Genomic DNA, 22,190 nt, shown 5'->3' with positions numbered 1-22,190 from the left:
CCGCCCGATCAGGAACGGACGAGTCGGGCGATGGCGTCGCTGGCCTCTTTGATCTTCGCGGCGGCCTGATCGTCGTCCTGCCGGGCGGCGTCGAGAACGCAGTGCGTGAGGTGGTCGTCGAGCAACCCGATCGCGACGGCCTCGAGGGCGCTCTTGAGCGCGCTGATCTGCGTGAGAATGTCGATGCAGTACTTCTCATCGTCGACCATCTTCGAGATGCCGCGCGCCTGACCCTCGATCCGCTTGAGCCGGTTGAGGTACCGGTCCTTGTCGGTGATGTAGCCGTGGGTGTGAGGGACGTCGACGGTGGTCATGCGGGCTCCTTCGGGTGGTGCTGCAGAACGGCGCGCGTGCTGCTTTCCGGGGTGAGGTCTATGCGGCGCAGCAGCTGTGCGTTCAGGGCGACGACGACGGTGGACAGCGACATGAGGATCGCGCCGACCGACATGGGCAGCACGAACCCGACGGGGGCGAGGACACCGGCGGCCAGCGGCACGGAGATCAGGTTGTAGCCCGCGGCCCACCACAGGTTCTGCGTCATCTTGCGGTACGCCGCGCGAGACAGCTCGATGACCGACAGCACACTGCGGGGGTCGGAGCCGGCGAGGATCACCCCGGCCGACGCGATCGCCACGTCTGTGCCGGCGCCGATCGCGATGCCGACATCGGCCTGCGCGAGGGCGGGTGCGTCGTTGACGCCGTCGCCGACCATCGCGACCTTGCGCCCCTCGCGCTGAAGGTCGGCGACGATGCCGGCCTTGTCTTCGGGGCGCACCTGCGCGAATACGCGATCGATGCCCAGCTCGGCGGCGACCGCGTGTGCGACGGCCTCGGCGTCGCCGGTGATCATGGCCACCTGCGCCCCGATCTCGTGCAGCGCGTCGACCGCCGCACGGGATTCGGGGCGGATCTCGTCGGCGAGCTTGAGGCCGCCGATCACCGCGCCGTCGCGGACCACGTGCAGGATGATCGCGCCCTCGGCGCGCCAGGCGTCGGCTTCGTCGACCTCGCCCTGACCGACTTCCTCGAGCAGGTGCGGTCCACCGACGCGGATCTGCGCGTCGTCGACCGTGGCCGTCACCCCGACCGCAGGAGACGACGAGAAATCGGTCGCCCTCGGCACGCGCAGGTCATCGTCCTGCGCGGCGCGGACGATGGCCTTCGCCAGCGGATGCTCGCTGTCGCTCTCCGCAGCCGCCGCGAGGGCGAGCACGTCGGCGGCATCCCACTGGCCGACCGGATGCGCGGCGGTCACGGTCGGCTCGCCCTTCGTGAGCGTTCCGGTCTTGTCGAACAGGACCGTATCGACGGTGCGCATGCTCTCCAGGGCGAGCCGGTCCTTGATGAGCACTCCGCCTCGCGCGGCACGCTCGGTCGCGATGGCCACCACGAGCGGGATCGCCAGCCCGAGCGCGTGCGGGCACGCGATCACGAGCACCGTGATCGTGCGCACGACGGCGTCGTCGGGACTGCCGACGAGCGTCCACACGATGGCGGTGACGGCGGCGGAGAGCAGGGCGAACCAGAACAGCCATCCCGCGGCCCGGTCGGCGATCCGCTGCGCCCGGGACGACGAGCTCTGTGCTTCGGCGACGAGTCGCTGGATGCCCGCGAGGGTCGTCGCGTCGCCGATCGCCGTGACCTCGACCCGCAGGCCGGAGTCCGTGGCGACGGTGCCCGCCGTGACGGCATCCCCCACCGTGCGCGCAACCGCCCGGGATTCGCCGGTGACCATCGATTCGTCTACATCGGCGCGACCGTCGACGATCGTCCCGTCTGCGGGGATGCTGCCACCCGGCCGGACGAGGACCACGTCGCCCACCCGCAGATCTGCCGGCGCGACAGCGACGACCTGGTCGCCCTCGACGCGCTCGGCTTCATCGGGCAGCAGTGCCGCGAGGCTGTCGAGGGCGGAGCTGGTCTGCGCGAGCGAGCGCATCTCGATCCAGTGACCGAGGAGCATGATCACGATGAGGAGCGCGAGCTCCCACCAGAACTCCAGCTCGTGGTGCAGCAGGCCCAGCGTCGCGCCCCACGACGCGAGGAACGCGACGGTGATCGCCAGACCGATCAGCAGCATCATGCCGGGTCTGGCCGAGCGCAGCTCGCTGACGGCGCCCGTGAGGAACGGCCATCCGCCCCACGCGTACATGACCGTGCCCAGGGCGGGGGCGACCCACAGTGCCCAGCCCGGCACCTCGTAGCCGAGGATCATCGCGAACATCGGCGAGAGCGCGACGACCGGCACGGCGATGATCAGGTTGATCCAGAAGAGCCGGCGGAACTGCCCGACGTGGTCGCCGTGCCCCGCATGGCCGTGACCGCCGTGCCCGTCGTGCTCGGCGTGGCCGTCGTGATCCGCGTGCCCGTCGTGATCCGCGTGCCCGTCGTATTCGGCGTGCCCGCCGTGTTCGGCGTGTTCCGGGGATGCGTGGTGGGGCGCGTGCGGATCGGTCATGCGTTCACTTCCCTTGCGGCCGGGCGGCGGTGCTCCGGAAGCCGCGCAGTCGCAGGCTGTTGCCCACGACGAACACGCTGGACAGCGCCATGGCGGCTCCGGCGAGCATGGGGTTGAGCAGACCCAGGGCGGCGACCGGGATGGCGGCCACGTTGTAGGCGAAGGCCCAGAACAGGTTCGACCTGATCGTGCCGAGTGTCCTGCGCGAGAGGCGGATCGCGTCGACGGCGCTGCGCAGGTCACCGCGGACGAGAGTGATGTCGGACGCTTCGATCGCGACGTCCGTGCCGGTGCCCATCGCGAGCCCGAGGTCGGCCTGCGCGAGGGCGGGCGCGTCGTTGACCCCGTCTCCGACCATCGCGACGACCTTCCCGTCGCGCTGCAGCGCCGCCACGACGTCGACCTTGTCCTTCGGCAGCACCTCGGCCGAGACATGCTCGATGCCGACCTCGGCGGCGATGCGGCGGGCGACGGCCTCGTTGTCACCGGTCAGGAGGATCGGGGTCAGCCCGAGCGCCTTCATCTTCGCGATCGCTTCGGCGCTCGTGGGCTTGACGGTGTCCGCCACGACGAGCACGCCGCGCGCGGCGCCGTCCCACCCGACGGCGACGACGGTCTTGCCTTCGTCCTCGGCCCGCGCCTTGGCGGCAGCGGTCTCGGCGCTCAGCTGCTGCGACCCCTCGCCCAGCAGCGACTCGCGGCCGACGAGCACGGCGCGCCCGTCGACGATGCCCTGAACGCCCTTGCCCTCGATGTTGGTGAAGCCCTCGACCGGGAGCAGGGTGCCGGTTCGCTGCGCGGCATCCTTCGCGATGGCCTGCGCGATCGGGTGCTCCGACGCGTCTTCGAGCGCGCCCGCCAGGCGGAGCAGCTCGTCGGGGTCGGTTCCGGGCTCGGCGATGACCTCGACGAGCGTCATCTTGCCGGTTGTGACCGTGCCCGTCTTGTCGAGGACGATCGTGTCGACCTTGCGGGTGGACTCGAGCACCTCCGGGCCCTTGATGAGGATGCCCAGCTGAGCGCCGCGACCTGTGCCGACGAGCAGTGCGGTCGGGGTCGCGAGGCCCAGCGCGCAGGGGCACGCGATGACGAGCACGGCGACGGCGGCGGTGAAGGCGGCGGATGCCGGGAATCCGGCGCCCAGCCACGCGCCGAGGGCGATGACCGCGATGACGATCGCGATCGGCACGAAGACACCCGAGATCCGGTCGGCCAGTCGCTGCACCTCGGCTTTGCCGGTCTGGGCGTCCTCGACGAGTTTCGCCATCTGGGCGAGCTGCGTGTCCGACCCGACCCGGGTGGCGCGCACGACCAGTCGCCCGCCGGCGTTCACGGTGGCGCCGGTGACGGGGTCGCCCGCGCCGACCTCGACCGGCACGGATTCACCCGTGAGCATCGACGCGTCCACGGCGGACGTGCCCGAGACGACGACGCCGTCGGTCGCGATCTTCTCACCCGGACGCACGACGAACTCGTCGCCGACCTGCAGATCGTCGGTCGGGATCTTCGTCTCGATCCCGTCGCGCAGCACCGACACGTCCTTCGCGCCCATCTCGAGCAGAGCGCGCAGAGCCGCTCCCGCCTGCCGCTTGGAGCGCTTCTCGAAGTACCGGCCCAGCAGGATGAACGTCGTCACCCCGGCGCCGACTTCGAGATAGATGTTGCCGGCACCGTCTGACGGGGCGATCGTGAGTTCGAACGCGTGGGTCATCCCGGGCATGCCGGCGGTGCCCAGGAACAGGGCGTAGAGCGACCAGAAGAAGGCGGCGAGGGTGCCCATCGAGATGAGCGTGTCCATCGTCGCGGCACCGTGGCGCAGGTTCGCCCACGCGGCCTTGTGGAACGGCCACGCGCCCCACACGATGACGGGCGCGGCGAGCGTCAGCGACGCCCACTGCCAGTACGGGAACTGCAGCGCCGGGATCATCGCCATCGCGATCACCGGCACGGTCAGGAGGGCTGAGATGACGAGTCGGGTGCGCAGCGATGTCAGTTCGGGATCGGCAGGCTCGGCAGCATCCGTCGCCGGTGTCTTCGGTGCGGGCAGCGCGGCGGTGTAGCCGGTCTTCTCGACCTCGGTGATCAGCTGCGCGGGGTCGTACCCGGCGGGCACGGTGACCCGGGCCTTCTCTGTGGCGTAGTTGACGGTGGCGGCGACCCCATCGAGCTTGTTCAGCTTGCGCTCGATGCGGTTCGCGCATGAGGCGCAGGTCATCCCGCCGATCGTGAGTTCGACGCGGTCACCGGCGGGCGTCGCGCGGGGATCGACGGCACTCATCGCGGGGGCTCCTCGGAGTGGGTGGGGGCCTGGTCGATCTCGGCCCGCTGGTTCCAGTCGGTGACGACGCTGTCGGGGACGACGGCCGCAGCGATGCCGTACGAGGCCGCGAAGGCGACCACCAGGCCGGCGGCGTAGAGGCTGAGTCGTCCCGCGGTGTTCATCAGACACGCACCGCCGTGTAGCCGGCCTCGTCGACGGCGGCCAGCACGGCGGCGTCATCGAGCGGCTGCGTCGCGGTGACCAGGAGCTTGCCGGTCTGGGCGCTGACCTGAACCTCGTCGACGCCGGCGATCTCAGCGACCTCTTCGCGAACCGACATCTCGCAGTGCCCGCAGGTCATTCCGGTCACCCGGTACTCGGTCGTCGCCATGATGCTCCTCCTTCGATACCCCCCGTGGGTATCCACGCAGGATAACGCATACCAGCGGCGGGTATTCCTGCGGGGCGGGATACATCGCGAGGATGACGCCGTTCACTCCCGAGGCCGATGGCACGGATGCCGCCCGCGACGAGGCTGGAAGCATGAACGCTCCAGTGCTGCACGCCCAAGGACTCGTCAAGACATACGGGTCGACCATGGCTCTCGCCGGTGTCGACCTCTCGATCCGCCGCGGCGAGTCCGTCGCCGTCATGGGGCCTTCGGGATCGGGCAAGACGACACTCATGCATGTCCTCGCCGGTATCACCGCCCCGGATCAGGGGGCCGTCACGTTCGCGCCGGCATCCGGGCCCGCCGCGCAGGTCACCGGCCTCAGCGAGACGCGACGCTCGAAGCTGCGTCGCGACAGCTTCGGATTCGTCTTCCAGCAGGGGCTGCTCATCCCCGAGCTGACAGCGATCGAGAACGTCGCCATCGCCCTCATGATCACCGGATGCGGGCGCGACGAGTCGATGAAGCGCGCGGCATCCTGGCTCACCGCCCTCGGGCTGGCCGGCATGGAGGAGCGCCGCATCGGCGAGCTCTCGGGAGGTCAGGCGCAGCGCGTCGCGATCGCCCGCGCGCAGGTCACCGGTGCCGAAGTGGTGTTCGCCGACGAGCCGACCGGCGCGCTGGACTCGCGCACGTCGGTCGAGGTCATGGACGCCCTGCTGTGGGCGACGACGCAGCAGGGGCGCACGCTCGTCGTGGTGACGCACGACGCCGATGTCGCTGCTCGCTGTTCGCGCACGCTCTCGGTGCGCGACGGCCGCCTGATGCCCGAGGGGGTCTCGGCATGAACCCGCGCGTCTTCCTGCTGCTGATGCGGCCGACGCGCGGGCAGTACGACGTGCTGGCGCTTCCCGTCTTCGCGTTCGCGGTCGTGAGCACCCTGGTGCTGACGGTCGTGGGCGGCGCCCAGTCGTTCTGGGCATGGCAGGACCCCGAAGCGCCGATCTACCACGCGCTCGCCGCGATCGCGCTCGTGCTGCTGGTCGTCCCCCTCGTCACGCTGGGTGGAGCGGCGGCGCGGCTGTCCGCACGCCGCCGCGACGAGCGCCTCTCGACGCTTCGACTGCTCGGGGTCTCTCCCGCGGGCGTCGTCGGGGCGACGGTCGCCGAGTCGGCCCTGGTCGCCGCCGTCGGTGCCGTCGCCGGGTTCCTCCTGTACCTCGTACTCGTGCCCCTCGTGGGACTCATCCCGTTCCGCGGCGAAGCTCTCGGAGCGGGGTCTGTGCTGCTGCCCGCGGGCGCGGTGCTGGGCATCATCGTCGCGATCGTGCTGCTGGCCGCCACGAGCGCCGCCATCGGACTGCGCAAGGTCGTGATCTCGCCCCTCGGCGTCCGCACTCGGGCAACCGCGGGCACATCGCACTGGATCCGCGCCGTCATCACCGTCGTCGCGCTGGTGGTGGCCTACGTGCTCATCTCCGCCGTTCCGAGCGCGGCCGAGATGCTGCCGACCATCATCGTGCTCTCCGCCGTCTTCGCCATCGCCTTCGCCGTGCTCAACGTCATCGGTCCCTGGGCGATCCGTCTGCAGGCGCGCCGGCGGCTGCGCCGTGCGACGCGGGCCGATCAGCTGCTCTCGGCGCGCACCGTGCTCGAAGCGCCGAAGGCGGCGTGGCGTCAGGTGGGCGGCATCGCTATGGCGAGCTTCATCGCCGTGTTCGCCGGAACGGGCGTCGCCCTGCTCGATGTCATGGGCAACGGCTCGATCGAGGACATCCAGCTCGCCGTCGACATCCGCACGGGCGTCGTGATCACCCTCGTCGCATCCTTCCTCATGGTCGCCGCCTCGGTCGGCGTGAACCAGGCCGCAGAGATCCTCGACCGGCAAGAGCTGAACGCGAGCCTGCACCGCCTCGGGATGCCGATGGAGACGGTGGAGCGCGCGCGCCGCAACGCCATCATGCGCCCTCTGCTGCTCACGGCGGTCGGCTCGGCGCTGTGCGCCGGTGTGATGATCTTCCCGCTGCTGGGCATCGCACTGATCACGGCTCCGGTCTCGCTGCTCACGATCGCGACGGTCATCGCCGTCGGCTTCGCCGTCATGTGGCTCAGCACCCGCGTGACGCGGCCGATCCTGGGGCGGGCGTTCGCCTGAGTTGGGGCGGCGTGGTCGAGGGCGCGTGCACCGTGTCGGGCCGTGGGGGCGACACGCCGGTGTCGGGATGCCCCGGCCCGGCGTGTCGGGGCGGGGGTCCGACATCGTGCCCAGGGCCTGGGCCCTGGACCCAGACCCCGGGCCCAGACCCCGGACCCAGACCCCGGACCCAGACCCCCGGACCCCCGGGGCGCGGCCCTCAGCAGTACACGAGCACGAGGCTTCCGCCGCCGCCGGGGGAGGGGCGGTACCGCGAGCAGAGCCGCGACTTCTTGCCGCCTCCGCCTCCCCCGCCGTTTCCGCCCACCGACGCCTGCCGGCGCGAGGCTTCGGCGCGGGCGGCTGCCTCGGCGGCTTCGGCTTCCTCCTTCTCGCGCTGCACGACGGCGGCGTGATCGGCCTGCGCCTTCTTCGTCGCCTCGACGTAGGCCGCAAGGCCGGTGAGGATCCGGTCGGCGTCGTCGGTCGAGGCCTGCTCGTTCACCTGCTGCGCCGCCGCGACCGCGACACCCGAGGCATCCGGTGCCTTCGCTGTCTGCGCGGTCACTTCCGCCGCCTGCGCCGATGCGCCCTCCGCGACCGCCTGCAGCACGGGCATGGCCGACTCGATGGCGGCGTCGAACTCGGCCATCCGCTTCTCTTCTGCCTGGATCAGCGCCAGCAGCTCGCCCGTCTCTGCTCTGATGGATGCCACCTGGGCACCGGTCTCGTCGATGATCTCGGGCGTGACGTCTTCATCGGCCACGGTCTGCGCTTTGCCGGGCGCCCGCTCCGCGCTGATCAGCTCGACCGCATCGCTGACTCCGATCGTCAGGAAGGACGCGGGAGAGGCCGGCTGCGGGGCTTCCTCACCCGCCTCGGTCGCGGCGACGACGGCGGCTTCGTCTTCGGTACGCAGCGCCTCGACCGCGGCCACGAGCTTCTCGTGCATCCGCGCGTCGGCGTCGGCCGGCTCGGTGGCCTCGCCGACCACCTCGCCCACGGCGCTGCCGGCCTCGGTGAGCTGCTGCACCTGCTCTGCCGTCAGGATCGGCGCGGGGGTCTGCCCGAGGTCGACCATGCGCGATCCGAGCGAGCGCGCCTCGCCCTCCTGTGCGAGGCGCAGGGCGATCGCCGCCTCGAGGTGCGACTCGGCCTCGGCCTTGTCGGCCAGAGCAGTGTCGCGCTCGTGCACGAGCGCTGAATACTCGTCGACGCGCTGAGCGTGCACGATCTGCGGCACCGCGATCCCGGCCGCCACGAGCACGAGCGCGAGGCCGCCGCCCACCCAGGCGAGCGTGCGCTTGGACCGCTTGCGCACGGGTTCGGCGGTGGGGGAGGCGGTGTTCTCGCTCATGGTCTTCAATCTGCCCGTGCGGCGTTCGCGGCGCACATATCCCCAACAACCCCGGACACGGCTCCGACGCGCGAAGCGGGCAGAATCTGAAGGACGGATGTCCCGACGACGAGGAGCGAGATGATCACCCCGCCGCTGCGCATCGACGACGTTCCCGAACAGCTCCGGGCGATGCGCGCACAGGCGGGCGAGCCCTCGTACGCCGAGATCGCCCGCCGGGTCACCGCTCAGCGTGCCGCGCGAGGTGCGGCATCCGTCGTCTCGCGAGCCACCGTGTACGACTGCTTCCGCGAGGGTCGCAAGCGGTTCGACGTCGAACTCGTGCTCGCGATCGTGCGCGCCCTCGCACCCGCCGAGGCGACCGTCTCGGCGTGGACGGCGGCCCTGGCGGCGCTGGGCCAGCGCACCGCGGCGGCGGGCCTGGTCACCGTCACCGACGAACTGCCCGCCGCGGTCGCACCGTTCGTGGGACGCACGCGCGAGCTCGCGCTACTGACGCGGGGAACGAGCGCGCACTGGATCCACGCGATGCCCGGCGCAGGCAAGACCACCCTCGCCATGCAGGCGGCGCGCACGGCGCGGGCCTCAGGTCACGTCGGGGGTGTCATCGTCGTCGACCTGCGCGGGCACAGTCCCGTCGGGCCTCCCGCCGCCCCGCACGCGATCGTGCGCGCCGTGCTGCGACACCTCGGCGACAAGAACAACGGTCTGTCGGTGACAGCGGCCCGACGCCAGCTGCGCGACCGACTGCGTGCGACCCGCACCATGCTGCTGCTCGACGACGCCGCGTCACTCGAGCAGGTCGAGGCGATCGTCCCGCACCCCGCCGGGGTCTCGGTCATCGTGACGAGTCGTATCGTGCCGCGGTCGACGACGTTCCGTCCGCTCGAGCTCGCGCTGTTCGCGCCGTACGAGTCCCTCGCCCTGCTCGACGCCGTCGCCGGGCGGGCGACGATCGAGCGCGACCCGGCGGCGGCCGAGGCGCTGCTGCAGCTCACCGACCACCAGCCGCTCGCGGTCAGCATCACGGCGGCGCGCGTCGCCGCGCGCGACACCTGGACCCTCGCCGAGCACCTCGAGCTCGCGCGCACCCGCCGCGCCAACCTGCGCCTCGACGAGCCGGTCAGCCGGTCGCTCGACCTCACCTACGGGCTGCTGCCCGATTCCGCGCAGCGCCTGCTCCGTGCGCTTGCCGCGCACCCCGTCGAGCTGCTCGATCGCGAGAGCATCGTGGCGATAGCGGATGCCGCACCCGACGTCGACGCGGATCTCGACCTGCTCGCCCGGCACAGCCTCATCGCGCGCACGGGCGACGGGCGGATCCGGATGCACGAGGCGGTGCGCATTCACGCCGTCGATCTGGGGCTCGAGGTCGATCCGTCGTCGCAGCGCCGTGCCGCGGCGGACCGGCTGCGGCAGAGCGTCGTGTCCCGCGCGTGGGCGGCGCACGCCGCGCGCAGTCGGTCGCGGCGGGCTCCCGGCCGTGCGCCCCGATGGCCCGTCGGCGAGGTCGAGCTCACCGCGCGCGAGGCCGAGGCGTTCTTCGCCGACGCCATCGACCTGCTGCTGCACATCGCGCTCGAGGCGTCCGCTGACGAGACGTCTCCCACCGTCACCCTCATCGCAGAGACGATCGACGACGCGCTGCACCGCGCCGGGCGCGCCGACGACGCCGTCGGGCTCTTCCGCGAGGCGCTGCGCGTGGCTCGCGCCGGCGGCGACCGCGAAGGCGAGCTGCGTGCCCTCGTCGACGTCGGATCGACGCTCACCCTCACGGGGCGTGCCGCCGAAGCGGAGGCGATGCTGTCGAGCATCGACCGGGAGGCGCCCGGATGGCCGCTCGAAGCACCGCTCGTGGGCAATGCCCTGGGGGCGAGCCTGCTCGCGCAGGGCCGGTTCGCCGAAGCGCGTGCGTCGTTCGAGGGCGGCCTGGTCGCCGCACGGGCGGCAGGTGATCTCTGGCGCGAGGGGATGCTCTGGAACAACATCGCGCTGCTGCACCTGCACACCGGCGAGCTCGACGAGGCGCGCACGGCGCTCGGCCGATCGATCGAGATCAGCACGCAATGCGGTGACGCCAGCGCCGCGGCCCGGGGCCGGGTCAATCTCGCGAAGCTCCTGCTCGATCTGGGCGACGATTCCGCCGCCGAGACACAGGCGCGTCAGGCGCTCGCCGACATGCAGGAGCTCGAGCATGTTCCCGGCGTCGTCGTCGCGTACTCGAACCTCGCCGCCGCCGTGTGTGCGCTCGGCCGGTTCGACGAGTGCGCCGAGATCGCCGAAGCGGGCCTGGCAGTCGCCCGCGAGGCCGGCATGAAGCGGTCCGAGTTCGAGCTCTTGCGCACGATCGGAGCGAGCCTGCTGGGCGAGGGGCGTCTCGGCGAGGCACGTGAGGCCTTCGAGCGGGCGCGCATTCTGATCGAGTCGATCGGCGACCGGCTGGGTGTGGCAGAGGTGGCCGAAGACCTCGGCGACTGCGCACACGCCGCGAACGACATCGCCGAGGCGCGGCGGCGGTGGCAGGAGGCCGTCGACGAGCACGCCGCGATCGACTCGCCGTGGGGCGCTGAGGTGCGCGACAAGCTCGAGTCGCTGCTCGCACCGCGGACGTGAAGCCGCCGGGCGCGGGTCGAATGAGCAGGTAGACCCTGTCCAAAGTTGTATGCTGTCTACTGCGTCCTCCCGTGCCCGACGGGGTAGGGAAACGCGGTGTGATTCTGGGGAAGAACGCCGACTCGCAGGGGATGCCCGGGGCGCTGCGAGGTACTGGGGAATCGATGGTGGCGGATGCGGGTGTGGGGCCCAGGCATCCGCCGCCTCGTCCGGTTCTTCCCGGTCAGTGGCCCGCCACGCGGCGGAGGTCGTCCAGCGCGGCATCGAACTCCTCCGCGCTCGCCGTGATGTCACCGGCTGCCGCCATCCACCCGCCCGCCATCGTCGAGATCGCCGCGTAGGCGGCATTCGTCGCGAGGGATGCCTCGGCGGTGGGGTCGTCGGGAAGCCGCGCGTGCTGGGGGTGCTCGATGAGCCAGTCGCGGACGCCGGACATCAGCAGGGCGGCGGAGTCGACCAGGATGAGCGTGCCCACGGCGCGTGCGTCGGGCTGGGTGCGGGTGAGTTCTTGACGTGCGCGAGCAACGTCGGTGTGGACGTGGGCGTGCCCGACGGAGGCGAAGATCAGCTCGAACACCCCGCGCGGAAGAAAGCCCGCGTGCGCGCTCAACACGGCCGAGGCGTCCTCTCCCTCGAGGATCTGCAGCTCGCGTCCCAGGATCGCGGCGTCGCGCGACGAGAAGTACTTGAAGAAGGTGCTGCGCGCGACGTCGGCACGATCGCAGATCTCGTCGACCGTGACATCGTTGAAACCCTGCTCGAGGGCGAGCGAGGTCGCGGCAAGCTCGATGCGGTTCTCCGTGTCGCGACGGCTGCGCTCGCGCGGGGATGGCGCTGCGCTCACGGGGTCGTCCCCAGGACGGTGCGCAGCTGTCCGAGTCGACGGATGACCTCGGATGCCGGATCGGTCAAGGCCTCCACGGGCACGCGCCATCCCTCGGCCGCGGCATACAGGACACCGTACGCCGCCGTGACGGCGAGGGTCGCCTCGCGCAGCGGATCGCGCGCGAGGCGCGCGGACTGCGGGTTCGCGCTCAGCCACCGGAAGGCGGCATCCGTGAGGTTCGCCTGTGACGTCACGAGGGCCGCGGAATACTGCCGCACCGCGACCGGCTCGTCGGCCAGCAGCCGCGTGCGAAGTGCGGTGACTCGGCTGTCGGACGCATCGGATGACGTCACGTGCGACACGGCGAGGGCGATGACGCCCATGACAGGATCGCCCCGGTACGCGCCGAAGGCCGCGGTGATCGCGTCGTCGTCCAGCACGGGCACGCTCCGGCCCAGGATCGCGGCATCTCGTGAGGGGTAGTAATTGAAGAAGGTGCTTCGCGAGACGTCGGCACGCCGGCAGATCTCATCGACCGTCGTGTGGTCGTAGCCGCGCTCGATCGCCAGCTCGACGCTCGCGAGGGCGATCGCGTCGTCCGTCTCGCGGCGCTTGCGCGCCCGGCGGCCTTCGTTGCTCAGCTCCGCACTCATCGTCCCCTCCAGCCCGTGTGGCCTGGCCAACCCTAACCCCGAGCGCGCATGTCCAGAGGACGTGCATCTGACGCCGTGAAGGTCAGGCCTGCATCGCCGACAGGGTCACCAGTGCCGTGACGATCGCGCCGTGCTTGAGGTCGAGCGGCTCGATGCGGTGGCGGGTGTCGGCGGCCGTGAGCAGCAGGCGGCTGCCCGCGGACTCGTCGTTGTAACCGCCGATGAGCCGGACGGCGGGAATGCCGGCGGCGAGGAAGTTCGCGTGGTCCGAGTTCGTCGTGTGGGCGTAGATCGGATGCACCGGGGTGCCGCCCAGCCGGCTCGCGCGCTGCAGCAGATCGAGGATGACCGGGTTGCCGGCGGTGAGCCCGTAGAGGCGCGGGTAGCCGACGGGGGTGTCGACGTTGACGTTGCAGTGGATGCGGCCGCGCTCGGCCTCGTCCAGGGAGGCGACGTACTCGGCGGAGCCGGTCAGAGCCCACTCCTCGAAGGTGAAGAGGGCGACCAGCAGCCCGCGCTCGCTGTCGGCGGCGCGCGGGCCGAGACGCCTGGCGACCTCGAGCACTGTCGCGAGGCCCGCGCCGTTGTCCATGGCGCTCTCGGCGAGGCCGTGACCGTCGATGTGCGCGCTCAGCACGACCACGTCGTCGGTCCGGCCGGGGAAGCGAACGAAGATGTTGCGACCGGTCCACTCGCCGGCGGTGGCCTCGTTGACCAGGTGCACCTCGGCCGGACCGAACGCGAGTGCTGTCGCGAGTTCGCTCGTCGCGTCGTGACTCAGCCCGAACGCGGGGATCTCGCCGGGCTCGCCGGTGCCGCCCGATCCACTCACGGCGCCGGCACCGGGCTGGTTGTTGCCGATGAGGAACGCGGCGGCGCCGTATTCCCGCGCGAGGGCGAGCTTCACGCCACGGTGCACGTGGTTGGTCGAGAACGGGAACTCATGCCGCACGAGCACGGCGTGACCGGGGATCAGGTCGCGGGCACCCTCGAAATCGGAGGGGGTTCCGCGCCCGAGATCGATGACGGGGAGAACGTCGTCGACCGCGGCGCAGTTGAGCAGCGGGTAGCTTTCGAGCTCGCGTCCACTCGCGATCAGGCGCACGGAGTGCCCCTGGCTGCGCAGTCCCGTGACCGTGAACGTCTGCTCGCTGTACTGGCCGCCCAGGTCGCGTGCGCGTCGCTCGAGCAACGCCTGCGCCGCTGCCTCGCTTGCGGTTCCGGCCACCCGACCGCCCGTGTCGCAGATCGCGGTGAGGTCGCCCATGAGCTCATCGCTCAGCCAGATGTCGCCGATGATGTCGCGGATGTCGGTCATGAAGGTGTCTCCCGTCACAGGACGCTGTCGAGGAATGCCTGGGTGCGCGGATGCTGCGGTGCCGCCATGATCCGCTTCGGGTCGCCTTCTTCGACGACCTTCCCGTCGTCCATGAAGATGAGGCGGTCGGCGACTTCGCGCGCGAACCCCATCTCGTGCGTGACGACGATCATCGTGGTGTGCTCGGTCGCAAGACCCCGCATGACGGCGAGGACCTCGCCGACCATCTCGGGATCCAGGGCGCTCGTCGGCTCGTCGAACAGCAACAGCTTCGGCCGCATCGCGAGCGCGCGGGCGATCGCGACGCGCTGCTGCTGACCGCCGGAAAGCTGCTTCGGATACGCGTCGCGCTTCTCGGCGAGGCCGACTCGCTCGAGCAGCTCGAGTGCGTACGCGACGGCGGTGGAACGCTTCTCCTTCTTCACGCCGACGGGCGCTTCGATGATGTTCTCCAGCACGCTCAAGTGCGGGAAGAGGTTGAACGACTGGAAGACCATGCCGATCTGCTCGCGCTGCGCGCGCACGGTGCGCTCGGGTGCCTCGTGCAGGCGACCGCCGCGCACGAGGGCGCCGATCGGATCGCCGTCGATCGCGATGAGTCCCTCATCGATCGTCTCGAGCCGGTTGATGCAGCGCAGGAACGTGCTCTTGCCCGAGCCGCTCGGGCCGATGACGCAGACGACCTGTCCGCGATCCATCTCGAGGGAGACGCCCTTGAGGACCTCGACACCGCCGAAGCTCTTGTGCACGTCACGCACGCTGACGAAGCTCATCGGTTTCCTCCTGTCACGGTCGCCGTCGCCGCGCGGCGACGGAACCGGATGCCGGTGAGGCGCTGCAGCGACCCCGTTCCGCGTCCACCCGAGCGCGTGCTTCCGCGCGAGTAGAAGCGCTCCAGGGCCTGCTGGCCGACCATGAGGATCGACGTCACGATGAGGTACCAGATCGTCGCGACCATGAGCAGCGGGATGGTCTCGAAGGTGCGGCTGTAGACGACCTGCACGGAGTAGAGGAGTTCGGGCAGGGCGATCACCGACACCAGCGATGTCGATTTGAGCAGCGACAGCACCTCATTACCCGTCGGCGGGATGATGAACCGCATCGCCTGTGGGATGACGATGCGGCGCATCGCGCGGCGTCCGCTCATGCCGAGTGCGCGCGACGCTTCGAGCTGGCCGTTGTCGACCGACAGCAGTCCGCCGCGGATGATCTCGGCCATGTAGGCCGCTTCGTTGAGCGCGAGTGCCGCTACTGCGACGACGTACGGCGTGACGATCTCATTGACGCTGCCCTCGAAGAACGTCGGCCCGAAGGGTATGCCGAGCGAGATCGAGGGGTAGAGCGCCGAGATGTTGTAGAGGATGACCAGCTGCACGAGCAGCGGTGTGCCGCGGAAGAACCAGACGTACGCGCCGGCGACGGCGTTGAGCACTCGGTTGTCCGAGATGCGCATGAGCGCGATCACCAGACCGATGACGATGCCGATCACCATCGACACGACGGTGAGCTCGATCGTCTTCCACAGGCCGTTGAGCACCGAGGTCGAGAAGAAGTACTCCCCGACGACGTCCCACTCGAAGCGGGGGTTCGTCACGATCGAGTACGCCACGAGTGCCGCGAGCGCGATCACGACGGCCGTCGCGACCCACATCATCGGCCGCGGACGGCCGACGATGCGGTAGTCGCTCACCTCGGCGAGTGCGGGCGGTGCCGCCGTCTGCTCTCCGCGGCTGCTCATCCAGCGGCCTCGTTGTTCTTGCCTGCCATCGGCACCGCGAGCTGCTGCAGACCGTAGACCGAGAGCATCTCGTCGTACGTGCCCTCATCGATGAAGGTCTGGAACACCGCCTGGATCACGGGGAGCAGTTCGCTGTCCTTCGGGAACGCCATGCCCGACAGTCCGCCCTGGAACGGCTCTCCGCTCAGGGTCAGCTGCTCATCGTCGGTCTGCGCGATGTAGCCGGCCTGGGCGGCAGCCGTGCCGTACGCGTCGATGCGGCCGCTCGTGAGTGCCAGGACGCCCTCGTTGTTCGTCTTGAACGCCATGATGTTGATCGGCTCAGCGCACGTCTCGTTCTTCTCGGTCAGCGAGATCTCTTCGACCGAGCCGGCCGCGACGCCGATCGCCAGGCCGCACGCGGTGTCGGGCGACAGGTTCTCGGGTGCATCCGCATCGTCGCGCGCGACGATGAACTGCGAACCGCCGCGCAGGAAGTCGATGAAGTCGACCTGCTGCTGACGCTCTTCGGTGTCGAGCATCGGGGCGAGCGAGAAATCGTAGCGGTCTGCCGCCAGACCGGGGATCAGGTTCGCGAAGACGACCTGCCGCAGCTCGATGTCCAGACCGAGCGCGTCGCCGAACGCGAAGGCCAGATCGGGGGCGATGCCCACCATCGTGGCGCCGTCGGCGTCATACGATCCGAACGGCTCGCCGATCGTGGCATCCGTCGCGATGACGAGCTTGCCGCTTTCGGCGATCGATTCCGGAAGCTGTGCGACGAGGTCGGCGATCGGCTCACCCGAGGCGACGTGGTAATTGACGTCGGCCGTGTTGCCGGGTGCGCTGTCGCCATCGGCGCCTGTCGACCCGCCGCCGCACGCGGTGAGGGCGACCGTTGCCGCAGTGAGGATGCCGACGGCGAGCAGGGGGCGAAGAGACTTCATGTGAGTGCTTTCTGAACGGTGAGCCGGTCGCGTCAGATGCGGCCGACGATGGTCACGTGCTCACGCATGTGTCGAGCGGCTTCGTCGGAATCGCCGTTCTCGATCGCCGCAAGGATGGCGCGGTGACCGGTCAGCGAAGTGGCGCGTCCGGTGGGACTCGCGTGGGAGATGCGACGGAAGTCGCTCACCCATTCCGACGTCGCCCGACTGAGCGAGACGATGAGGTGGTTGTGCGTCGCGGCGGCGATCGCCTCGTGGAAGCGCTGGTCGTGCTCGAGGGATTCCTCGGTCGACACCGTCGCGGGGTCGAAGTCGCAGTGATTCGCCAGCACGAGCAGGTCGCTGTCGGTGCGCCGCCCCGCGGCGAGCCCCGCGATCTGCGGCTCGAAGGTCGTGCGGAAGTCGATCACTTCGGTGGCATCCCGCTCGGATGCCGACATGTCGCGAAGCAGGGATGCCGCCGCGCTCGAGGTGTCCAGAAGCACCGTGCCCGATCCCTGGCGACGCCGCACGACGCCCTTGAGCGTCAGTTCGTGGATGGCCTCGCGGATCGTCGTACGCGAGACGCCGAGCTGCGTTGCGAGGTCGCGCTCGGGAGGCAGAGCGGTGCCCGGTCCGACATCACCGCGCTCCGCGAGTTCGAGGATGCGAGCGGCGATCGCGCTCGAGGTCGCCATGCGCGGCACAACGCCGAGCGAGGCCCATCCATCGGTTGACATGCGTTGTACAGTAACAGAATTGGTCCGACCACCACACCACCTGTTCGGCCATCCGCACACGTAGAGAGCGAGCAGGCATGGACCTCATGAGCCCCTTGGGCCTCGGTGTCCTCGCGCTCGCCGCCATCGCAGCCGGCATCATCAACACGGTCGTCGGGTCGGGGACGCTCATCACGTTCCCTGCGCTTCTCGCCCTCGGGGTGCCTCCCGTCACCGCGAACATGACCAACACCGTCGGCCTCGCGATCGGCAACATCGGCGGGGTGATCGGCTACCGCCGAGAGCTCCGGGGCCTGTTCGCGGCCATCGTGCCACTCGCAGTCCTCACGGCGATCGGCGCCCTGATCGGGGCGCTCGCGCTCCTCGTGCTGCCGGCCGACGTCTTCCGCATCGTCGCCCCCGTGCTCGTCATCGTCGGCTGCGTGCTCGTCGGCATCCAGCCGCTGCTGCGGCGGCGCGCGACACGCACCCCCGGACGCACGTCGGCACCGGCGTGGCTGCGGTTTCCGCTCACGGCGGCGACGGGTGTCTACGGCGGCTACTTCGGAGCAGCTCAAGGCGTCTTGATCGTCGGCGTGCTCGAGATGACGATGACGCAGGACATCCAGCGCATCAACGCGATCAAGAACGTGTTGCAGACACTCGCCGGCGGCGTCGCAACGGTCGTCTTCGTCTTCGCCGCGTCCCTTCCGTGGGTCGCGATCGCGACGCTCGCGCTCGGGTCACTGGCCGGCGCGGTCATCGGCGCCGCGATCGGCCGGCGCCTGCCTGCGTGGCTGCTGCGGACGCTCATCATCGTGATCGGCGTCGTCGCGGTGTACTTCCTCGTCATCTGACGACGCCGGGTGGCCGGGCGGCACACGGAGCACCTGGATAAGAGTGAGGACGTGTGCCTGTCGCTCGGGCCGTCGCATCCCCGAAGATCGTGTCATCGCGCGATCGGGAGGAACCATGCGCAGTGACCCGGGCGGAAAGCCGAGTCGCACGTTCGACGCGGCGCATCGTCGCGTCGGGGGCGTCGCCATCGTCCTCGTGGGCGGCGTGACGACCGTGGCCGCCGTCGGCACCTTCGTGGGGGTTCTGAGTACGGGCGTGCCGGGGCTGCCGGGTGTCTTCATGCCGGCGTGGCTCGTCGTCGCGGGCATCTGGCTCGCGGTCGGCCGCAGCCGCGTCACCCGCGCCGAGAACGCCCGATGACCGCGCCCACGGGTGCCGTCTGCAGGACCGATAGTGACGGGTGTCGACGCGCGGGCGTGATCCGCTGCCAAGGGCGCCCCTCTCTCCTGCGCCGGGCACGCCCGCTCCGTCGTCCGCGCGTCCTGGCTGCGGGGGTCGCCATCGCGGCACTCGCGCTGCTCGTCGGCTGCGCCGCCGACGAGCGAGGCCTCGTCGACCCCGGCCCCGCGACCGACGTGCTCGATGAGCCGCTGCCCGCCGGTGATGTCGAGGAGCCGCTGCCCGCCGGTGATGTCGAGGAGCCGCTGCCCGCGGGTGACGTGCCGGACGAGTGCCGCGACGCCTTCCCGCTCGCCGTCTTCCCCGCCGACATCACCGATGTCGAGATGCAGCCCGCGAACTGGGCGGCGCCGCCGGCGGATGCCGTGCTGTGCATCACGGCATCCGCAATGGACGGCTCGAGCGAGACGCTGTCGTATGCGACGGATGCCGCGATCGGCGACGTCTTCGCACACTACGAAGCCTCACTCGGCGGGTACGACATGTTCCGCACGCCCGGCACCGACAACGGGACGGGCTATGACACGCTCGACGGTACGAGCGCTGAGGCGACCTTCCATATCCGCGAGCACGACGGGGGTTTCGTGCTCGTGTTCGCACGCGGTGACGTAGGGGGCTGATCACCGCGTGACGGATCGGCTTCGGGCGCCGATCCGATCCGGCGCCCGTGCTGTGGCGCGGCCAGTGCCGGTCCGACGTCGCTCGGGCCGGCACTCGCGACGCGTCACCGAGAACGGGCGATCCCCCGGATGCAGGCGAATGTCGCTGGATGCCGCCTGCATCCGGCCGTTCGCCTGTTGCGGGCCCGTCCGGGGTGGGGTCTGATCCGCGCATACGTGCGCCTCGCCGCCGCGGCGGTGACGTTGCAGACGCCGGGCGGACACCGTGGGGTGGACGAACAGGGAACTCCAGGGGCGGCGGCCGGCCCACATCAGCGCCTGCGACGATTCTGAATCGCCCATACTCGAAGTCCCCGCGTGGCGCGAACCATTGCGCGATCATCGCGGGTCGGGCATCATCACCGACATCGCGAATCGCGCCGTGCCACTGACCGTGGTCTTCGCCGTCCGATCCGCCGACGCGATCGACACGATCGACCTCGCGCCCGGCCCATCGGCGCCGGACGTGACCATCGCGAGCGGAAATGCGTATGCCGACGCGGTCGTGCCACCGTGCGAGGAGCACCTCATGTTCAAGCAGGACTTCTTCCATCCGACCGACCTCGTGCTGTTCGTCTGGCCGTCACGGATCCATGCCGAGCCGTCGCAGAGCGAGGCCGTCTGGAGAGAGGATGCCGCGGGCACAGCGTGGGCGATGGAGCGCGCCAAGGCCGACCGCGTGCGGGTGCTCGTCTCGGTCGCCGTCGACACGATCGTCGGCGCGTGGCACGTCACCGGCAGCGAGAGCACGCTGACGGCGCGCGAGGGCAAGACGCGACGCGTCAACCGCTCCCGCTTCGACATGCGCGACGACGCCCGTCTGCACTACCTCGTGGGAAAGCGCTCGCAGGTGCCGCGGCGGCGAAATCCCCAGACCACGATCGAACTGCGCGACCTGTTCGGCGGCGAGAGCCTGCTCGAGCCGCGCCCGGATGCGCGTCGCCACGGCGTCGTGCGCATCGGCGATTACACGCTGACCGTCGGCGAAGACGGCACGGCCGACCTCGTCTACCCGGCGCGCGCCGTGGTGACGCTGCGGCCCGAGAACTGAGGTCTCCGTTCTCGATCGGCGGCACCTCGACGGCGCCGGTGTCACGGGATGGCGACGACGATGCCCGATCCGGTGCTGCGGGCGTCCATCGCGACGAGCGCCGCGCCCGCGCCCGCCAGGTCGGTGCGGGCCCCGATCAGCAACTCGGGCCGCAGCCGCCCGTCGGCGACCATCTCGATCATCGCCGGATAGTCCACTGCCGGCATGCCGTGCGAGCCGAAGACCGAGAGCTCCCAGGCGATGACCCGGTCCCAGGGCAGGGGTGCCCGCGCGTTGTCACCCAGCATGAGGCCGATCTGCACGTGCCGCCCGCGGCGGCGCAGTGACAGAACAGCCGCCGCCGAGGTCGCGGGTGAGCCGAGCGCGTCGATCGTGACGTGCGCGCCGCCTCGGGTGGCGTGCAGCACCTGATCGACCGGGTCGGAGGAGCGGATCGTCGTCGTCGCGCCCAGGTCGCGGGCGTGCGTGAGAGCGTCCTCCGACAGATCGACCGCGGTGACGCGGGCCCCGAGCGCAGCGCAGATCATGACCGCCGAGAGGCCGACTCCGCCGCATCCGAAGACCACCACCTCGTCACCCGCAGAGACCTGGCCGTGGGTCGTCGCGGCGCGGAACGCCGTCGCGAAACGGCAACCGAGAGCCGCCGCCGTGGCGAAGTCGACCGCGTCGGGCAGGGCGACGAGATTCGTGTCGGCGGCGTGCACCACCACGTATTCCGCGAAGGATCCCGCGTGGGTGAACCCCGGCTGCGTCTGCGCGGGGCACACGTGCGCGTCACCGCTGCGGCAGATGTCGCAGGCGCCGCATCCGCACACGAACGGCGCCGTGACACGGTCGCCGACGCTCCAGTGGCGCACGTCCGCTCCCACTTCGGCGAGCGTGCCGGCGAACTCGTGACCGGGGATGTGGGGCAGGGCGACCGGGTCGTGACCTTGCCAGGCGTGCCAGTCCGATCGGCACACTCCCGTCGCGCCGACCCGCACGATCACACCGTCGGGCGGACAGATCGGTCGGGCGACGGTCGCCACGCGGGGGAGCGCGGCGGTGGCGTCGTAGACGACGGCCGACATCAGGGGGCGATCAGGCAAGGGGAACTCCAGGGGCCGGAGCCACACTAGCCGACAGTGCCGGCGCGGAGCGGAGGCGCGGGGGCTGCAGAGGGCGGATGCCACGAGCCGGCCGCCGAACGGAGGGTCCCGCCGGGCCGGTACTGTCGAACGCGTGATTTTTCTGCGCCGAGCCGCTCTGCCCGCCGTGCTTCTGTTCACTCTCACCGGCTGTGCCGCCGGTCCAGCAGAAGCCGAGCCCGCCCCGCCCGCCCCGATCCAGGAAGAGGCACCCCCCGCGGAAACGACGGCGTTCGACGGCGGCGCGGCCGTCGCATCGATCACGAGCTGCGATCAGGTGGAAGCTGTTTTCGGCACGTACATCGCGGGGCTCGACCCGGTCGAGAGCAACTCCGTCGACGAGTGGGGTGCCTATTGTCAGTGGGAGACGCCCGAAGGCGCCGTCGACCTGCTCGAGATCCGCTCGGTCGGGGTGCAGGTGTCGCCGCAGGAGGGTGGCGAAGCGCCGCCACTGGACCTGCTCGAGCAGATGGACGGCTTCTCCCGCATCGACGACGCCGCGATCGCGCGCCACGGTGGTCTCGCCTACTCCCTGACGGCCGAGATCGCCGTCGCGGCGGTCACCGTCACGACGGTGTGGCTGCCAGGGGCCGAGGTCACGGTCACCGGGGGCAAGTGGGGCGAGCACCCCGCGCTCGACGGCCCCGCCGCCGTCGCGGCGACGGTGCAGCTGCTGGGGCTCTGACGAAGGTTCCCGCGTGCATCCTCGATGCATGCGGGAGGC

22 protein-coding genes are annotated in these 22,190 nt (G+C 70.6%); 8 read left to right on the top strand and 14 right to left on the bottom strand.

The window, feature by feature from the left end; translation table 11 throughout:
• Positions 1-8 precede the first annotated feature (8 nt).
• The 5 genes from ACFC3F_RS11660 to ACFC3F_RS11640 are packed head-to-tail and all read right to left on the bottom strand — an operon-like array spanning position 9 to position 5,109.
• On the bottom strand, positions 9-314 hold the full coding sequence (locus tag ACFC3F_RS11660) for a metal-sensitive transcriptional regulator (RefSeq protein WP_376129629.1): 306 nt from the start codon (positions 312-314) through the stop codon (positions 9-11).
• A complete protein-coding gene (locus tag ACFC3F_RS11655) occupies positions 311-2,458 on the bottom strand; it encodes a heavy metal translocating P-type ATPase (protein ID WP_376129626.1) in 2,148 nt (715 codons plus the stop codon). Before ACFC3F_RS11655 ends, ACFC3F_RS11660 begins: the two co-directional genes overlap by 4 nt.
• A gap of 4 nt (positions 2,459-2,462) precedes the next feature.
• A complete protein-coding gene (locus ACFC3F_RS11650) occupies positions 2,463-4,736 on the bottom strand; it encodes a heavy metal translocating P-type ATPase (protein ID WP_376129623.1) in 2,274 nt (757 codons plus the stop codon).
• Complete coding sequence (locus ACFC3F_RS11645) at positions 4,733-4,900, bottom strand: hypothetical protein (protein ID WP_376129620.1); 168 nt, start codon at positions 4,898-4,900, stop codon at positions 4,733-4,735. Before ACFC3F_RS11645 ends, ACFC3F_RS11650 begins: the two co-directional genes overlap by 4 nt.
• Entirely contained in the window at positions 4,900-5,109 is a 210-nt protein-coding gene (locus ACFC3F_RS11640; RefSeq protein WP_376129618.1) for a heavy-metal-associated domain-containing protein, read from the bottom strand. The genes ACFC3F_RS11645 and ACFC3F_RS11640 overlap by 1 nt, the downstream gene beginning before the upstream one ends.
• 152 nt (positions 5,110-5,261) lie before the next feature.
• On the opposite strand from ACFC3F_RS11640, the gene ACFC3F_RS11635 reads away from it, so the two are divergent.
• Together ACFC3F_RS11635 and ACFC3F_RS11630 are read left to right on the top strand one after the other, a co-directional pair.
• The gene (locus tag ACFC3F_RS11635; RefSeq protein WP_376129615.1) at positions 5,262-5,957 is read left to right on the top strand and encodes an ABC transporter ATP-binding protein; all 696 of its coding nucleotides are present in this window, start codon (positions 5,262-5,264) and stop codon (positions 5,955-5,957) included.
• Positions 5,954-7,264, top strand: a complete 1,311-nt coding sequence (locus ACFC3F_RS11630; RefSeq protein ID WP_376129612.1) for an FtsX-like permease family protein — start codon at positions 5,954-5,956, stop codon at positions 7,262-7,264. Before ACFC3F_RS11635 ends, ACFC3F_RS11630 begins: the two co-directional genes overlap by 4 nt.
• A gap of 199 nt (positions 7,265-7,463) precedes the next feature.
• Here ACFC3F_RS11630 and ACFC3F_RS11625 read toward each other — a convergent pair whose 3' ends face one another.
• Entirely contained in the window at positions 7,464-8,600 is a 1,137-nt protein-coding gene (locus tag ACFC3F_RS11625) for a hypothetical protein (RefSeq protein ID WP_376129609.1), read from the bottom strand.
• Positions 8,601-8,720: 120 nt separating this feature from the next.
• Between ACFC3F_RS11625 and ACFC3F_RS11620 the strand changes: the two genes are divergently transcribed.
• Positions 8,721-11,213 (top strand): tetratricopeptide repeat protein, encoded by a 2,493-nt coding sequence (locus tag ACFC3F_RS11620; protein ID WP_376129606.1) that lies wholly within the window; start codon positions 8,721-8,723, stop codon positions 11,211-11,213.
• A 223-nt stretch (positions 11,214-11,436) separates the two neighbouring features.
• Here ACFC3F_RS11620 and ACFC3F_RS11615 read toward each other — a convergent pair whose 3' ends face one another.
• The 7 genes from ACFC3F_RS11615 to ACFC3F_RS11585 form a co-directional block, all read right to left on the bottom strand.
• Positions 11,437-12,057: a TetR/AcrR family transcriptional regulator gene (locus ACFC3F_RS11615; protein WP_376129603.1), complete on the bottom strand. Its 621-nt coding sequence runs from the start codon at positions 12,055-12,057 to the stop codon at positions 11,437-11,439.
• Positions 12,054-12,692, bottom strand: coding sequence for a TetR/AcrR family transcriptional regulator (locus ACFC3F_RS11610; RefSeq protein ID WP_376129600.1), 639 nt, complete (start codon positions 12,690-12,692; stop codon positions 12,054-12,056). Before ACFC3F_RS11610 ends, ACFC3F_RS11615 begins: the two co-directional genes overlap by 4 nt.
• Positions 12,693-12,774: 82 nt before the next feature.
• A complete protein-coding gene (locus ACFC3F_RS11605; protein ID WP_376129597.1) occupies positions 12,775-14,028 on the bottom strand; it encodes a M28 family peptidase in 1,254 nt (417 codons plus the stop codon).
• Positions 14,025-14,783, bottom strand: coding sequence for an amino acid ABC transporter ATP-binding protein (locus ACFC3F_RS11600; RefSeq protein WP_376129594.1), 759 nt, complete (start codon positions 14,781-14,783; stop codon positions 14,025-14,027). Before ACFC3F_RS11600 ends, ACFC3F_RS11605 begins: the two co-directional genes overlap by 4 nt.
• A complete protein-coding gene (locus tag ACFC3F_RS11595) occupies positions 14,780-15,748 on the bottom strand; it encodes an amino acid ABC transporter permease (protein ID WP_376129591.1) in 969 nt (322 codons plus the stop codon). Before ACFC3F_RS11595 ends, ACFC3F_RS11600 begins: the two co-directional genes overlap by 4 nt.
• Positions 15,745-16,674: a transporter substrate-binding domain-containing protein gene (locus ACFC3F_RS11590; protein WP_376129588.1), complete on the bottom strand. Its 930-nt coding sequence runs from the start codon at positions 16,672-16,674 to the stop codon at positions 15,745-15,747. Before ACFC3F_RS11590 ends, ACFC3F_RS11595 begins: the two co-directional genes overlap by 4 nt.
• Positions 16,675-16,706: 32 nt before the next feature.
• A complete protein-coding gene (locus ACFC3F_RS11585) occupies positions 16,707-17,393 on the bottom strand; it encodes a FadR/GntR family transcriptional regulator (protein WP_376129585.1) in 687 nt (228 codons plus the stop codon).
• 77 nt (positions 17,394-17,470) lie between these two features.
• Between ACFC3F_RS11585 and ACFC3F_RS11580 the strand changes: the two genes are divergently transcribed.
• The 4 genes from ACFC3F_RS11580 (at position 17,471) to ACFC3F_RS11565 (ending at position 20,339) form a co-directional block, all read left to right on the top strand.
• Complete coding sequence (locus tag ACFC3F_RS11580; RefSeq protein WP_376129582.1) at positions 17,471-18,229, top strand: sulfite exporter TauE/SafE family protein; 759 nt, start codon at positions 17,471-17,473, stop codon at positions 18,227-18,229.
• 115 nt (positions 18,230-18,344) lie between these two features.
• Entirely contained in the window at positions 18,345-18,590 is a 246-nt protein-coding gene (locus ACFC3F_RS11575; RefSeq protein WP_376129579.1) for a hypothetical protein, read from the top strand.
• 56 nt (positions 18,591-18,646) lie between these two features.
• Positions 18,647-19,249 (top strand): hypothetical protein, encoded by a 603-nt coding sequence (locus tag ACFC3F_RS11570; RefSeq protein ID WP_376129577.1) that lies wholly within the window; start codon positions 18,647-18,649, stop codon positions 19,247-19,249.
• A gap of 421 nt (positions 19,250-19,670) precedes the next feature.
• Complete coding sequence (locus ACFC3F_RS11565; RefSeq protein ID WP_376129574.1) at positions 19,671-20,339, top strand: hypothetical protein; 669 nt, start codon at positions 19,671-19,673, stop codon at positions 20,337-20,339.
• 41 nt (positions 20,340-20,380) lie between these two features.
• Here the strand turns inward: ACFC3F_RS11565 and ACFC3F_RS11560 are convergent, their stop codons facing one another.
• Entirely contained in the window at positions 20,381-21,409 is a 1,029-nt protein-coding gene (locus ACFC3F_RS11560; RefSeq protein WP_376129679.1) for an alcohol dehydrogenase catalytic domain-containing protein, read from the bottom strand.
• A 151-nt stretch (positions 21,410-21,560) separates the two neighbouring features.
• Here ACFC3F_RS11560 and ACFC3F_RS11555 point away from each other — a divergent pair, with 151 nt between their 5' ends.
• Complete coding sequence (locus tag ACFC3F_RS11555) at positions 21,561-22,151, top strand: hypothetical protein (RefSeq protein ID WP_376129571.1); 591 nt, start codon at positions 21,561-21,563, stop codon at positions 22,149-22,151.
• Positions 22,152-22,190: the final 39 nt, after the last annotated feature.

The sequence above is a fragment of the Microbacterium sp. NPDC055910 genome (assembly GCF_042271185.1).
Taxonomy (GTDB): Bacteria; Actinomycetota; Actinomycetes; order Actinomycetales; family Microbacteriaceae; genus Microbacterium.
This window is presented reverse-complemented; position numbering and strand designations above follow the sequence as displayed.